General features: G+C 61.3%; 14 protein-coding genes and 1 riboswitch. Of the genes, 8 read left to right on the top strand and 6 right to left on the bottom strand.

Going from position 1 to position 14,215, the window contains the following annotated elements; all coding sequences use genetic code 11:
* Positions 1 to 152 precede the first annotated feature (152 nt).
* The 5 genes from AC4CWF_RS01480 to AC4CWF_RS01460 all read right to left on the bottom strand — a co-directional run bounded on the left by AC4CWF_RS01480 (position 153) and on the right by AC4CWF_RS01460 (position 3,033).
* Positions 153 to 662, bottom strand: coding sequence for an invasion associated locus B family protein (locus AC4CWF_RS01480; protein ID WP_491283371.1), 510 nt, complete (start codon positions 660 to 662; stop codon positions 153 to 155).
* A gap of 268 nt (positions 663 to 930) precedes the next feature.
* Positions 931 to 1,335 carry a YkvA family protein gene (locus AC4CWF_RS01475; protein WP_491283370.1) on the bottom strand — a complete coding sequence of 135 codons (405 nt, stop codon included), beginning with the start codon at positions 1,333 to 1,335 and terminating at the stop codon, positions 931 to 933.
* A gap of 71 nt (positions 1,336 to 1,406) precedes the next feature.
* Positions 1,407 to 1,709 (bottom strand): 4a-hydroxytetrahydrobiopterin dehydratase, encoded by a 303-nt coding sequence (locus AC4CWF_RS01470; RefSeq protein ID WP_491283369.1) that lies wholly within the window; start codon positions 1,707 to 1,709, stop codon positions 1,407 to 1,409.
* Positions 1,710 to 1,718: 9 nt separating this feature from the next.
* The gene (gene thpR, locus AC4CWF_RS01465) at positions 1,719 to 2,306 is read right to left on the bottom strand and encodes an RNA 2',3'-cyclic phosphodiesterase (RefSeq protein WP_491283368.1); all 588 of its coding nucleotides are present in this window, start codon (positions 2,304 to 2,306) and stop codon (positions 1,719 to 1,721) included.
* Between the two features lie 88 nt (positions 2,307 to 2,394).
* Positions 2,395 to 3,033 carry an arylesterase gene (locus AC4CWF_RS01460; RefSeq protein ID WP_491283367.1) on the bottom strand — a complete coding sequence of 213 codons (639 nt, stop codon included), beginning with the start codon at positions 3,031 to 3,033 and terminating at the stop codon, positions 2,395 to 2,397.
* Between the two features lie 87 nt (positions 3,034 to 3,120).
* Here AC4CWF_RS01460 and AC4CWF_RS01455 point away from each other — a divergent pair, with 87 nt between their 5' ends.
* The 4 genes from AC4CWF_RS01455 to AC4CWF_RS01440 all read left to right on the top strand — a co-directional run bounded on the left by AC4CWF_RS01455 (position 3,121) and on the right by AC4CWF_RS01440 (position 8,008).
* Positions 3,121 to 3,831 (top strand): ABC transporter ATP-binding protein, encoded by a 711-nt coding sequence (locus tag AC4CWF_RS01455; protein ID WP_491283366.1) that lies wholly within the window; start codon positions 3,121 to 3,123, stop codon positions 3,829 to 3,831.
* Entirely contained in the window at positions 3,831 to 6,374 is a 2,544-nt protein-coding gene (locus tag AC4CWF_RS01450) for an ABC transporter permease (protein ID WP_491285142.1), read from the top strand. Before AC4CWF_RS01455 ends, AC4CWF_RS01450 begins: the two co-directional genes overlap by 1 nt.
* A gap of 250 nt (positions 6,375 to 6,624) precedes the next feature.
* Positions 6,625 to 7,311 carry a Bax inhibitor-1/YccA family protein gene (locus AC4CWF_RS01445; RefSeq protein ID WP_491285141.1) on the top strand — a complete coding sequence of 229 codons (687 nt, stop codon included), beginning with the start codon at positions 6,625 to 6,627 and terminating at the stop codon, positions 7,309 to 7,311.
* 139 nt (positions 7,312 to 7,450) lie between these two features.
* A complete protein-coding gene (locus tag AC4CWF_RS01440) occupies positions 7,451 to 8,008 on the top strand; it encodes a GNAT family N-acetyltransferase (protein WP_491283365.1) in 558 nt (185 codons plus the stop codon).
* A 52-nt stretch (positions 8,009 to 8,060) separates the two neighbouring features.
* Here AC4CWF_RS01440 and AC4CWF_RS01435 read toward each other — a convergent pair whose 3' ends face one another.
* A complete protein-coding gene (locus AC4CWF_RS01435) occupies positions 8,061 to 8,450 on the bottom strand; it encodes a DUF2794 domain-containing protein (protein WP_491283364.1) in 390 nt (129 codons plus the stop codon).
* Positions 8,451 to 8,812: 362 nt separating this feature from the next.
* A riboswitch (TPP riboswitch) is annotated at positions 8,813 to 8,936 on the top strand.
* Between the two features lie 88 nt (positions 8,937 to 9,024).
* Between AC4CWF_RS01435 and thiC the strand changes: the two genes are divergently transcribed.
* From thiC to mtaB, 4 genes are all read left to right on the top strand, one after another.
* Positions 9,025 to 10,836 (top strand): phosphomethylpyrimidine synthase ThiC, encoded by a 1,812-nt coding sequence (thiC, locus tag AC4CWF_RS01430; RefSeq protein ID WP_491283363.1) that lies wholly within the window; start codon positions 9,025 to 9,027, stop codon positions 10,834 to 10,836.
* Positions 10,837 to 10,989: 153 nt separating this feature from the next.
* Positions 10,990 to 11,952, top strand: coding sequence for an agmatinase (gene speB, locus AC4CWF_RS01425; protein ID WP_491283362.1), 963 nt, complete (start codon positions 10,990 to 10,992; stop codon positions 11,950 to 11,952).
* Positions 11,953 to 12,040: 88 nt separating this feature from the next.
* Positions 12,041 to 12,943 carry a diaminopimelate epimerase gene (gene dapF, locus AC4CWF_RS01420; protein ID WP_491283361.1) on the top strand — a complete coding sequence of 301 codons (903 nt, stop codon included), beginning with the start codon at positions 12,041 to 12,043 and terminating at the stop codon, positions 12,941 to 12,943.
* Entirely contained in the window at positions 12,940 to 14,214 is a 1,275-nt protein-coding gene (gene mtaB / locus AC4CWF_RS01415; protein ID WP_491283360.1) for a tRNA (N(6)-L-threonylcarbamoyladenosine(37)-C(2))-methylthiotransferase MtaB, read from the top strand. The genes dapF and mtaB overlap by 4 nt, the downstream gene beginning before the upstream one ends.
* Position 14,215 lies beyond the last annotated feature (1 nt).

Below are 14,215 nucleotides of genomic sequence, written 5' to 3'. Positions count from 1 at the left end.
TTCGTGTGAAATGCGTATGCGGCCCACTCTGCGCAAGGCATCGGCTACATCTTGGCGGCCATGTATCATCAAAAGCGGCGCGCGTCACCACCTGACGCAAAAAGGCCGGCCCTGCGGCCAGCCTTCGTTCACCTTGCGCAGCCGGAAAAGGCTTACTTGCAGGTTTCGATCTTCTTCAGCGCCTGCGAAATGCCGGCCAGCGAATAGGAATAGTTGGTGGCGGTGCCGCGCAGCGATGTGGCTTTCACCGTCATGCTGGAGCCGGTCTTCATGGCCGCCACAAGCGCCGGCTCTTCGGCGGCATTTTCCACCCAGGCGGCCTTGTCCTTGACGAACATGACGAAATTCTTCTTGTCGATGGTCACGTTGACCTTCGAGTCCGCCTTCAGCGTATAACCCATCATCGCCTGCGGCTCGTAGGAAATGTTCTGGCCGGGGCGCTGGGAGATGATGAAGAAGACATCGCCGTGATCGACGCTGGCGGGCTCCTTCGTGGTGGGCACTGAAAGCACGTAGCAAACGGTGCTGTTGCCGGACTTGTAGGAATAGGCGCCCCAGTTCTTGAACTGCTCGATACGGGTCGGAGCGGGTGCCTGCGCGGACGCAAACGCTGCGCTGGCGAGCAGAAGGGTCGACGCGATGGCGATCTGTCTTACAAACATTGTGTCCTGCCAGTTTTCTCATTCAACGGCCGACCGGGCGGCGAAAGGCCTGATATGGTCGAGATCCGTTCGACTTTGACTTAATTTCGGTTACCAAATCGTCAACAGGGAAGGGATAGGGTGTCTGAAGTGGCTTGCTGACGGGGAAACGCAGGCTGCCCCTGTCAAGGCGGCAGGATATCGGCCTGCGGTTCTTCAGTCTGAAAAGTCAATGAACCGAGAATTCGGGCAAGAGTGGGGCCGGCTCCAAACAAGAACCGCCTGGCCTTCAGCCGGCGGCAGGTTCTGCTCCGGTGCTGCCGAGATCCTCATGGGAAAGCGCGCGGTCGGCCGCCTCGTAATGGCTGTCGTTGATATAGGCCTGAACCATCCGAAAAGCGGCTGCCAGAACCGCCACATCGTCGGTAAAGCCGACCATCAGGAACATGTCGGGCACCAGATCGATCGGCAGAACAAAATAGCCAAGCGCCGCCAGCAGAACGCCGCGCACCCGAAGCGGCGTCTTCGGGTCCATCGCGCAATAATAGGCCGCCACCAGATCTCGGCTGAACGGCACATAACGGACGGCACGCTTCAGCGTCGGCCAGAATTTCGCACGGATACGCTTTTCCTGCTTTGCCTGGGTTTCTTCATCGCCCGGCGCAAGGATTTCTCCGATCTTGACGTCGTCCATGGCGGCCTCCCTCTCGGTTGCGAACACAGACCATATGGGCCTGCAGCCAGTCGAGTTCAATCACGGTGGCCTCAATTGCGGTGCGCAGCGGCCTTGTCAAACATGCGTGCCAGCTTGAAATCGCGCTCGCTCAGCCCGCCGCAGTCATGGGTCGTCAGCCGCACCGATACGGTTGCATAGACATTTTTCCATTCCGGATGATGATCGAGCTTTTCCGCACACAACGCGCATTCTGTCATGAAACCGAACGCCTCGCGGAAATTGCGGAAGGTGAAATCCCGAAGAATGGCGTCTCCGCCGGGCGCAAGCACCCATCCCTCCAATGTCGAGAGGCCCGCGGCAATGGCGGCCGGATCCAGCTTTTCGTCGCGCATCGCAAACCCTCAGTAGAGCGTCTTTTCCGACTGATAATCATGCGCGGCATAGGAGGAGCGGCTTTCCTGCAGCGGAAAGATCTCTTCAGTCAGATAGGGGCCACCGCCGACCGATTCCTTCGAGGACATCAGCACGAAGCGCCCGACCATAAAGGGAAGCGTGTGAAAATTTCCGCGTCCGGAAAGGTAATGCACCACATCCTCCACCCGCGCAGACCGCAGACGGGCAAGCGTGACATGCGGTGTGAACTTGCGAGGATCCGGTGGCAGGCCGATGCGCTGGCAGATGCGCTCTATTTCGCCCTGCAGCGCATTCAGTTCCGGCGAGGCAGACACGCCGGCCCAGACCGAATGCGGCTTCTTTGACCCGAAGGCGCCGATGCCGCTGAGGCTGATCTGGAATTCTTCCCGATCGATCCGATCGAGACGGTTGACGATCTCGTCGGCGGTTCGCCCGTCGACGTCGCCGATAAAGCGCAACGTGATGTGGTAATTCTCGACATCGATCCAGCGCGCACCAGGCAGACCACCACGCAGCAAAGACAGGCTCATGGCAGCATTACGCGGGATTTCGAGGGCGGTGAAAAGTCTCGGCATAGCGAACCTCCTCGAATCTCATAGCGAATACCGGTAGCGGAACATGCAAACCCGCTCGGCGCAAGCATTGTTTTTCGCTATGCAGCAATCAATTCACAGGCTTGATTGCGGAGAGGAAACTTTCCACTGCCGGCAACGAGCGCTCCACCATCACCTGAACACCCTTGGCATTCGGATGCATACCGTCTTCCAGTTGCAGACCCTGCTGCATCACAACACCGTCGAGGAAGAACGGATAAAGCGGAATTCCGTGCTTTTGCGACAACCTTGTATAGATGCCGTTATAGCGATCGCCGTAAGCGCCGCCCATGTTCGGCGGGGCAATCATGCCGGCCAGCAGCACGGGAATGTTGCGCGCCTTCAGGCGGGTGATGATCGCATCAAGATTCTTTTCGGTCTCGGCCGGCGCAATGCCGCGCAGTGCATCATTGGCACCCAGTTCGAGGATGACGCCAGCGGTGCCATCAGGCACGGACCAGTCGACGCGCGACAGGCCGGCCGCCGTCGTGTCGCCGGAAACCCCGGCATTGGCAATTGCGACGTCATGGCCTTTCGCCTTCAGCGCCTTTTCCAGTTGCGCCGTGTAGCTTTCCGACGGCGGCAACTGGTAGCCGGCCATTAGGCTATCGCCGAAGCCGACGAGTTGGAGGGTTTTTGCCTGCACTGAGCCGGCAAAGGCAAGGCCGGCGATGACAATCACGTGAAGCAGTGCTGCTTTGAATTTCATGGGGCCATCCCTAGATTGTGCTGGTCCGCCGCACTGCGGCAAACGTATCTGTAACTGTTCATTTCCGCCAATATAGGGTGCTTTGCCGTGACTGAAACCATCATCGCATTGAAGAAGGCGGATCTGACCCTTGGGAATGCGGCCGCCTCCGTGCATGTGCTGAAGGGCATCGATCTGGATATCCGGCGGGGAGAGGCGGTCGGCATTGTTGGCCCGTCCGGCTCCGGCAAGTCGACACTGCTAATGGTTCTGGCTGGCCTCGAACGGCTCGACAGCGGCGAAATCACCATTCGGGACACGCCGCTTCATGCGCTCAGCGAAGATGCGCTGGCCGATTTTCGCGGCAAGAACATCGGCATCGTCTTCCAGTCCTTCCATCTCATCGCCAACATGACCGCGCTGGAAAACGTGGCCGTGCCGCTGGAGCTGGCCAATGTCAAAAACGCCTTCGACATTGCGCGTGCCGAACTTGCAGCCGTTGGCCTTGGCGAGCGCCTGTCGCATTATCCCGGCCAACTGTCCGGCGGTGAACAGCAACGCGTCGCCATCGCCCGCGCCCTTGCCCCCTCACCCGCCGTGCTGATTGCCGACGAACCCACCGGCAATCTCGACACCGAGACCGGACGCCAGATCGCCGATCTTCTATTTGCCAAACAGGCCGAGCGCGGCATGACGCTGCTGCTGGTGACGCATGACAATGCCCTTGCCGCCCGCTGCACCCGCCAGATCCGCGTCCGCTCCGGTGAGATCGCAACCGACAGCGCAATGTCGGCCTCACCTGCGGCGGCCTTTGCATGATGGCCGTGACGTTTTCCCGCCTCTCGATTGCGCTAAAACTTGCCCTGCGCGAACTGCGCGGCGGCCTTTCCGGCTTCTACATCTTTTTGGCCTGCATCGCGCTTGGCACCGGCGCCATTGCCGCCGTCAATTCCGTCTCGCGCGCCATCACCGGAGCCATCGCGACGCAGGGGCAGGCGCTGCTGGCCGGCGACGTGCGCTTCGAGCTGAACAACCGCGAGGCAACGCCCGACGAACGCGCCTTCCTGGATGGTTTGGGCAAGGTTGCCGTATCCACCGGCCTGCGCTCCATGGCCCGCCTGCCCGATGGCTCGCAGCAGGCATTGGTCGAGGCGAAAGCCGTCGATGGCGCCTACCCTCTCTACGGCACGCTGGTGACAGAACCGGCCCGGCCGCTGTCGGACCTTTTGGGCGAAGAGGCGAACGTCTATGGCGCCATTGCAGCACCGCTGCTACTGGAGCGCCTTGGCGTAAAAGTGGGCGACGAGATGCTGCTGGGCAATGCCCGCATCCGCATCACCGCAACGCTGGTGACAGAGCCGGATGCGCTTTCAGAAGGCTTTGGCTTTGCGCCGCGCCTGATGCTAAGCCGCGACGCCCTTTTCGCCTCCGGCCTCGTGCAAACCGGCAGCCTTGTCGAACATGCCTATAAGATCAAGCTAGAGCGTCCGTCAGCACGATCCGGGATTGCAGCGATTGCCAACAAGCAATTTCCCGCAGCCGGCTGGTCCATTCGCACGGCAGACCGCGCCGCGCCGTCGCTCACCGAAAATGTCGACCGCTTCTCGCAGTTCCTGACCCTCGTGGGCCTCACCGCGCTCATCGTCGGCGGTGTCGGCGTTGCCAATGCGGTGCGTGCCTTTCTCGATGCCAAGCGCACCACCATCGCCACCTTCAAATGCCTCGGCGCGCCGGCCTTCGTCGTCACCCTGATCTATCTGTTCCAGATCCTGTTGATCGGTGCCGTTGGCATCGCGATCGGCCTGGTGATCGGTGCGATTGCGCCATTCGTGGCGCTGGGCTTCCTGCGCGACGTGCTGCCGGTGCCGGCGGAAACCGCGTTTTATCCGTCAGCGCTGGGCCTTGCCGCTCTCTTCGGTTTTCTCACCACCTTTGCCTTTGCCGTGCTTCCGCTTGGCCATGCCCGCGATGTGCCGGCAACGGCCCTGTTTCGCGAACAGAGTTTCGACCAGACCGGGCTGCCTTCCTGGCCTTATCTTCTGGCCGGTGGCGGCGCGCTCGCAGCGCTTGCCGCCCTTGCCATCTTCTCCTCTGAAGAACGCTATATCGCCGTCGTTTTTCTCGGCGCCGTGGCCGCCGCTTTCGTGCTCCTGCGCTTCGTGGCAGCCGGCATTGCCGCCCTTGCCCGGCGCAGCCCGCGCGTCAATTCACCGGCGCTCCGGCTTGCCATCGGCAATATCCACCGTCCGGGTGCGCTGACGCCATCCGTCGTTCTGTCGCTCGGCCTTGGGCTGGCACTTCTCGTCACCCTTGCCCTCATTGACGGAAACCTGCGCCGGCAACTCTCCGGCACCATGATGCAGCAGGCGCCGAACTTCTTTTTCGTCGATATCCAGGGCAGCGAGCGCGAAGGCTTCGTCAACATCCTGAAGCAGCAGGCACCGCAAGGCGAGATTACCCAGGTGCCGATGCTGCGCGGACGCATCCTCTCGTTCAACGGACAGGATGTCAGCCAGATGAACGTGCCGCCGGGCGGACGCTGGGTGCTGCGCGGCGACCGTGGCATTACCTATGACGAAAAACTGCCAGCCAATGCGACGATCACGCAAGGAGAATGGTGGCCGGAAAACTATAGCGGCGAACCGCTCGTGTCGTTTTCAGCCGAAGAGGCCGGCGAACTTGGCCTGAAGATCGGCGACGCCGTGACTGTCAACGTGCTCGGCCGCAACATCACCGCGCGCATCGCCAATTTCCGCCAGATCGAATGGCGCTCTCTTTCGATCAATTTCGTCATGGTGTTTTCGCCCAACATGTTTCGCGGCGCGCCGCATGCGTGGCTTGCGACGCTGACCGACCCCAGCGCCACGCCGGCGCAAGAGGGTGCGATCCTGCGCGCCGTCACCAATGCCTATCCAACGATAACAAGCGTGCGGGTGAAGGACGCGCTCGACATTGCCGAGCAGCTGGTTGGCCAGCTTGCAACGGCCATTCGGGCGGCGGCAGCCGTTGCCCTTATCGCCTCGGTGCTGGTGCTTGCCGGTGCGCTTGCCTCCGGCAACCGGGCGCGCACCCATGATGCGGTGATCCTGAAGACGCTGGGCGGCACGCGCAGCATGCTGATGCGTGCTTTCTCGTACGAATACATGATCCTCGGGTTTGCAACCGCTGTCTTTGCGCTGTTTGCCGGAACGGGTGCAGCCTGGTTCGTGGTGTCTCGTATCATGAAGCTGCCGGCAACCTTCATGCCGGATGTCGCGGTGATCACGCTCGTCTCCGCGCTGGTTCTGACTGTCGGTATCGGCCTTGCCGGCACATGGCGCATTCTCGGCCAGAAGGCAGCCCCCGTGCTGCGCGAGCTTTGATGGCGAAGAACTGCGCAACGGGCGCTCCCGCGGATTAAATTTTCGTCACCTTGCCGAATCGGGCGGCGAGCACTTGAACGAAAAGCCATATGTCCGCATATTTGTCATAGGCTTGCTGAGCTTCGCAGCGGCGCCAGGGGTTTTAACGACCTCGACACCGTAGCAACACCGAAGCTTTAAGAGGACAAAAATGTCTGAACCGTACAACTTCCAGAACCGCGCTGCCCAGGCACGTGCGGGTTCTGCCGAAATGATCGACCAGGGCCTTCGCACCTATATGTTGAAGGTCTACAACCTGATGGCGCTTGGTCTTCTGATCACCGGCCTTGCCTCGTTCGGCACGTGGCAGCTTGCTGTCGATAACGGCCAGCTGACGGCCTTGGGTACCGCGCTTTATGCCAGCCCCCTGCGCTGGGTGGTGATGCTGGCGCCGCTCGGAATGGTCTTTTTCCTGAGCTACCGCATCAACAAGATGAGCATTGCGGCAGCACAGACGGCCTTTTGGGTCTATGCCGGCCTGATGGGCCTGTCGCTGTCCTCGATCTTCCTGGTCTATACGGGCCAGAGCATCGTGCAGACCTTCTTCGTGACGGCTGCCTCCTTCGGTGCCCTGTCGCTTTACGGCTACACCACGAAGCGTGACCTGACGGCCATGGGCTCGTTCCTGATCATGGGTCTCTTCGGCCTGATCATCGCCTCTGTCGTCAACATCTTCCTTGCTTCGTCGGCCCTGTCCTTTGCGGTTTCGGTGCTCGGCGTGCTGATCTTCGCGGGCCTCACCGCCTATGACACGCAGAAGATCAAGGAAATGTATTTCGATGGCGACGATGCAGCCGTGATGGGCCGCAAGGCAATCATGGGCGCGCTGACGCTTTACCTCGACTTCATCAACCTCTTCATGTTCCTGCTGCAGTTCCTGGGCAACCGGAACAACTAATCAGCCAGACAGGCAGACAATCGAAGGCGGCTCTCACGGGCCGCCTTTTCTGTTGCCCGGCGGGGGAAGACCAGCATCTTGCAAGGGGATGCCCGGCACCTTACTGTCGCATAGTCTCACCTGAACCGGCAGTGTTTTCATGTCCTTGCGCCTACGCGACGTCACCCTTTCCGACATTCCCGGCATCACAGACATCTACCGGGAGAGCGTTCTCTACGGCTCGGCAAGCTACGAAATCTCAGCACCAGACGAGGCTGAAATGCGCGCCCGTTTCGAGGCCGTGACTGAAAAAGGCTATCCCTATATCGCCGCCGAAGACGAGGCCGGCAGATTGCTCGGTTATGCCTATGCATCCGCGTTCCGCACCCGTCCCGCCTATCGCTGGCTGGTGGAGGATTCGATCTATCTCGCACCGGAGGCCCGAGGCCGCGGCGTCGGCAAAACGTTGCTCACAGAGCTTATCACGCGCTCGACAGCGCTCGGTTTTCGCCAGATGGCAGCCGTCATCGGCGGCGCAAGTGCGGCATCCGTTGCGCTTCACACAGCGCTGGGCTTCACGATGGTCGGCACGATGAAAGGCACCGGCTACAAGCACGGCGCATGGCTGGACACGATCTTCATGCAGCGGGATCTCGGCGAGGGCACCACAAGCGATCCGGACGCCGAGACTTATCCCGGCACGCTGTTCAAGGGCTGATCAGCACCAGTCTCCCATCGGGCAGTACCCTGCCCTGAGTGCGCGAAAAAAATCAATCGACGAGCTTCAGCACCTTGTCGAACACCTTCAGCACCTGCGGCAGCTCATGGCCGCGCTTCAGGATCATGCCATGGGTGTTGAGAACACTGAACGCGCCCTGCTTTCCCGCAAGCTTGGGGTTTTTCTCGATGCGGTAGAGCGGCATTTCGCCGGAGCGTTTGAAGATCGAAAACACCGCCTTGTCCTTCAGGTGATCGATCGCATAATCCTTCCATTCGCCCTCGCCCACCATGCGGCCGTAGATGCGCAGGATCGCATCCAGCTCGCGCCGATGGAAGGTGATGGGGATCGGATCGCTGTTCTGGCGGTACTGGTTAAGTTCAACGACCACGGACCCTTCAGGGGTGCGGTCGCGTCCGTAAACATCTGGCTGATCGGTCATCAATGCTCCCAACGCCATGTAACACTGGAATGACAGTGTGCCTCAGCCGGTGAAAAAATCAACCCGGCAGGCCATGCAAAAGGCACAGGCAGCAGGAGTTGCCGCCTGCCCTGACAATTCTCTTCTTCTGCCCGATTTTGGACAAAACACTGCCGAAATTGGTGAGCAAGTTGACGCTCGACAGTTGGCGCGGTGCGCCATTTGGCCCGGCTGGACGTGTTGACCTTACCCCCAGCCCCCCAACATCTTCGGCCGGGCCTCCCCTCCCCCTCTTGAAAACCAATCGAACCGCAAGCGCCCGAAGGCATAAAGGCCTTGCGGCTGGTGCATTGACATGCCGACGATCTTTGCCGACACTCCCTCGCATTCACCAGGGGGGTCCCGCCAAGGGGCTGAGATACTGCTGGGCTTTGAAAAAGGCAGCGCAGTGACCCGTTGAACCTGATCCAGTTCATACTGGCGTAGGGACGGTGCGCGCTGCAGATGCCACAAATCCTGTCTTGCAGGATCGCGGCAGGCGTTTCTCCATCTTTCCGGCTGACATGACTGGGTCTCCAACCCTTGGAGCCTCACGATGAACATTGCCCGACCTTTTCCCACCCCCGAAGTCACCACCGGCCCGCTGCCGGCCTCGACCAAGATCCACCTTTCCGGAGACCTCTATCCCGATCTGCGCGTGCCGCTGCGCCAGATCGCGCTGCACCCGACAGCCGGCGAACCGCCGGTCCATGTCTACGACGCCTCCGGCCCTTACACTGACCCATCGGCCACCATCGCCATCGATACCGGTCTCACCCGCCCGCGACACGACTGGCTGATGGCGCGCGGCGATGTGGAAGCTTACGAGGGCCGCCCGGTGAGTGCGGCCGACAACGGTTTCGTCAGCGGCGACAGGCTGACGCCGGAATTTCCCGTGCGCCACTCTCCCCTGCGGGCGCGGGGCGGCAAGGCCGTCACGCAGCTGGCCTATGCCCGCGCGGGCATCATCACACCGGAAATGGAATTCGTCGCCATTCGCGAAAACCTTGGCCGCAAGGCAGCACAGGAAGCGCTGGTCCGTGATGGCGAAAGCTTTGGCGCCCATATTCCAGACCATGTCACGCCGGAATTCGTGCGCGCCGAAGTGGCGGCGGGTCGCGCGATCATTCCCGCCAATATCAACCACCCGGAACTGGAGCCGATGGTGATCGGCCGCAATTTCCTCGTCAAGATCAATGCCAATATCGGCAATTCCGCCGTGACTTCGTCCATGGCGGAGGAGGTGGAAAAGATGGTTTGGGCCATCCGCTGGGGCGCCGATACGGTGATGGACCTGTCGACCGGGCGCAACATCCACAATATCCGCGACTGGATCATCCGCAATGCGCCGGTGCCGATCGGCACCGTGCCGCTCTATCAGGCGCTGGAAAAGGTCGGCGGTATCGCCGAAGACCTGAGCTGGGAGGTCTATCGCGACACACTGATCGAACAGGCCGAACAGGGCGTCGATTATTTCACCATCCATGCCGGCGTGCGGCTTTCCTATATCCATCTCACCGTCAACCGCGTCACCGGCATCGTCTCGCGCGGCGGCTCGATCATGGCCAAGTGGTGCCTGCACCATCACAAGGAAAGTTTTCTCTACGAGCATTTTGACGAGATCTGCGACATCGCCCGCGCCTATGACGTTTCGTTTTCGCTGGGCGATGGGCTGCGCCCGGGATCGATTGCCGATGCCAATGATGCCGCACAATTTGCCGAACTTGAAACGCTCGGCGAGTTGACAAAAATCGCCTGGGAAAAGGACTGCCAGGTGATGATCGAGGGCCCCGGCCACGTGCCGATGCACAAGATCAAGGAAAACATGGACAAGCAGCTGAAAACCTGCGGCGAGGCGCCCTTCTATACGCTGGGGCCGCTGACCACCGATATCGCGCCGGGTTACGATCACATCACGTCTGCCATCGGGGCAGCCATGATCGGTTGGTTCGGCACCGCCATGCTGTGTTACGTCACGCCAAAGGAGCATCTCGGCCTTCCCGACCGCAATGACGTGAAGGTCGGCGTCATCACCTACAAGATCGCGGCCCATGCCGCCGATCTCGCCAAGGGGCATCCGGCCGCACAATTGCGCGATGATGCACTGTCACGCGCCCGCTTTGAATTCCGCTGGGAGGACCAGTTCAACCTCTCGCTCGATCCGGAAACGGCCCGCTCCATGCATGACGAGACCCTGCCGAAGGAGGCGCACAAGGTGGCGCATTTCTGCTCCATGTGCGGCCCGAAATTCTGCTCCATGCGGATCTCCCACGATATCCGCGCCGAGGCGCAAAAGGAGGGGCTGGAAGCGATGGCGGCGAAATACCGCGAAGGCGGCGATCTCTACATGCCTGTTGTTGCCGACTAGCGGTCCGCTGTCCCGGCGGCCCGGCGCCGGTGCTTCGACACGGCAGACAGCATATGTCGCGTTGCAGCATTTACAGCCGCCTCCGCCTCTGCTCCATTGAAGGCGGGCATTCTTTCGCCCGCCTTCATCCTGATTGCATTGGAGCCGTCCCCCGTGAGTGCGCAATTTTACCAACCTGTCGATGCCGCCGAAGTGCCGCGTTTTGCCGGCCACTCCACCTTCATGCGCCTGCCGGCGGTCACTTCTGCGGATGGTCTCGATATCGCGCTGGTCGGCATTCCCTGGGATGGCGGCACAACGAACCGGGCGGGCGCCCGCCATGGGCCGCGCGAGGTGCGCAACCAGTCAAGCCTTATCCGGCGCGTGCATCATGTCTCCGGCGTCGAGCCGTTTTCCATCGCCAATGTCGCCGATGTCGGCGATGTCTCGGTCAACCCCATCGACCTCATGGATGGTCTTACCCGCATCGAAGCCGGCATTGCCGCGATTGTTGCCGCCGGCGCGCTGCCGCTTGCCGTCGGTGGCGATCACCTGACGACGCTGCCGGTGCTGCGGGCGGTCGCCAAAAGCCGCCCGGTCGGCCTCATCCATTTCGATGCCCATACCGATACCAATGACAGCTATTTCGGTGGCAATCGCTACACCCACGGCACGCCCTTCCGCCGCGCCATCGAGGAAGGCCTGCTCGACCCGAAACGCATGGTGCAGATCGGCATTCGCGGCTCGATCTATGACACGACCGACCATGACTGGGCCAAAAGCCAGGGCATCCGCATCATCTATATGGAGGAATTCGTCGAGCGTGGCGCAGCCTCCGTGATGGAAGAAGCCCGCGCGATTGCCGGCACCGGTCCGACCTATGTCACCTTCGACATCGACAGCATCGACCCCTCGATGGCGCCAGGCACCGGCACGCCTGAGATCGGCGGTTTTTCCACCCGCGAGGCGCAGGCGCTGGTGCGTCTGTTGGCCGGTGTCGATATCGTTGGCGCCGATGTGGTGGAGGTTGCACCGCCCTTCGATCTGGCCGGCATGACGGCGCTTGCCGGCGCCAACATCCTGTTTGAACTGCTCTGCGTGATGGCGCCCTGCATCGAGCGGCGTCGCGGTGGCTAGCGGATCGCGCCCGCCTCTTTAAATCAGGGCGTTTTTCCGCCATATAGGCCGCAAGCGGCGTCGAAAAACGCGCCGGATGGGTGACGTCATGAATAACACGGTCGAATTTGCAAAGATGAACGGGCTTGGCAACAAGATCCTCGTTGTGGACATGCGCGGCCGCAAAGATCACGTCACCCCGCAGGCCGCCATTCAACTGGCTGCCGATGCGGAGACGGGTTTCGACCAGATCATGGCGATCCATGATCCGAAACTGTCGGGCACCGATGCCTATATCGATATCCTGAATTGCGATGGCACGAAGGCGCAGGCCTGCGGCAATGGCACGCGCTGCGTGGTGCAGGCGCTGTCTGTCGAAAGCGGGCGCAAGGCTTTCACCTTCCAGACGGTTGCCGGCATCCTCAATGCGCAGGAGCATGCAGACGGCACGATTTCCGTCGACATGGGAAAGCCGGTGTTTCAATGGGACAAGATCCCGCTGTCAGAAGAGTTTTTCGATACCAGCCGTATCGAGCTGCAGATCGGGCCGATCGATGCGCCCGTGCTCCATTCGCCCGCGGCGATGTCGATGGGCAATCCGCATGCGGTGTTCTGGGTCGATCGTGACCCGATGACGTTTGATCTCGACCGGTTCGGGCCTCTGCTTGAAAACCACCCGATGTTTCCGGAAAAGGCCAACATCACGCTGGCGCAGGTGATTTCGCCAACGCAGATGGTGACCCGCACCTGGGAACGCGGCGCAGGTTTGACGCTGGCCTGCGGTTCGGCCGCTTGCGCTGCCGGCGTATCCGCCGCGCGCACCGGGCGGACGGATCGCACAGTGTCGATCACCGTTGCCTCCAGCCCCAATCGCGGCACGCTGACCATTGACTGGCGGGGCGACGACCATGTGGTGATGACCGGGCCTGCCGAATGGGAATGGTCGGGGCATCTCGACCCTCTCACCGGCCGTTTCACGCGCGATGCGGAGCCTGAGGCCGGTATCCGTTGAGCGGCGTCGAGGTCATCACCTTCGGCTGTCGGCTGAACACATATGAATCCGAGGTCATGCGCGCCGAGGCTGAAAAGGCCGGGCTGAACAATGCCGTGCTGGTCAATACCTGCGCCGTGACGGGAGAGGCCGTGCGCCAGGCGCGCCAGGCCATTCGCCGCGCCCGCCGCGAAAATCCCCATGCCCGCATCATCGTGACCGGATGTGCTGCGCAGACGGAGGCCGCAACATTCAGCGCAATGCCGGAAGTGGATGCGGTTCTCGGCAACGAGGAAAAGCTGAAAAGCGCGTCCTATCGAGGGCTGCCGGATTTCGGCGTTTCAGCGGAAGAAAAGCTGCGCGTCAACGATATCATGAGCGTGAAGGCCACTGCACCGCAGATGGTGAAGCACATCGATGGCCATGTGCGCGCCTTCATCCAGGTGCAGAACGGCTGCGATCATCGCTGCACTTTCTGCATCATTCCCTATGGTCGCGGCAATTCCCGCTCGGTGCCGATGGGATCAGTGGTGGATCAGGCCCGAAAATTGGTGGAAGCCGGTTACCGGGAAATCGTGCTCACGGGCGTCGATGCGACAAGTTTTGGCGCCGACCTTCCGGGCACGCCGACGCTTGGGCTCCTGGCAAAAACCCTCTTGAAGCAGGTGCCGGAGATTCTGCGCCTGCGGCTGTCCTCCATCGACAGTATCGAGGCAGATGATCATCTGCTCGACCTGATTGCCGACGAGCCGCGTTTCATGCCGCATCTGCATCTGTCGCTGCAGCATGGCGACGACATGATCCTGAAGCGCATGAAGCGCCGGCATTCCAGCGACGATGCGCTGGCTTTCGTTGAAAAAGTGCGGGCGCTGCGGCCACAGATGACATTCGGTGCCGACATGATCGCCGGTTTCCCGACGGAAACCGAAGACATGTTCGAGAATGCCGTGCGCCATGCGAGAGAATGCGGCCTGTCCTTCCTGCACGTCTTTCCCTATAGCCCGCGCCCCGGCACGCCCGCCGCCCGCATGCCGCAGCTGGACCGGGCCTTGGTGAAGGAACGGGCAGCCCGGCTTCGCGTTACCGGAGAGGCGCTTCACCTTGCGCATCTCGACCGGATGGTTGGAACCCGCCAGAGCATCCTTGTGGAGATGAACGGTTTCGCCCATACCGAGAACTTCTCCGTCGTTGCCGCGCCAAACCTTCGCCCACGGGATCTGGTAGAGGTGGAGTTGACAGGCCATAACGGCAAACACTTGAACATGCAGCTTGCCGCCGCCCGCGCGGCGTGAC

It is taken from the genome of Neorhizobium sp. PAMB6630 (assembly GCF_058242775.1).
The sequence above is the reverse complement of the archived record's forward strand: the minus strand, read 5'-3'. Positions and strand labels throughout refer to the sequence as shown.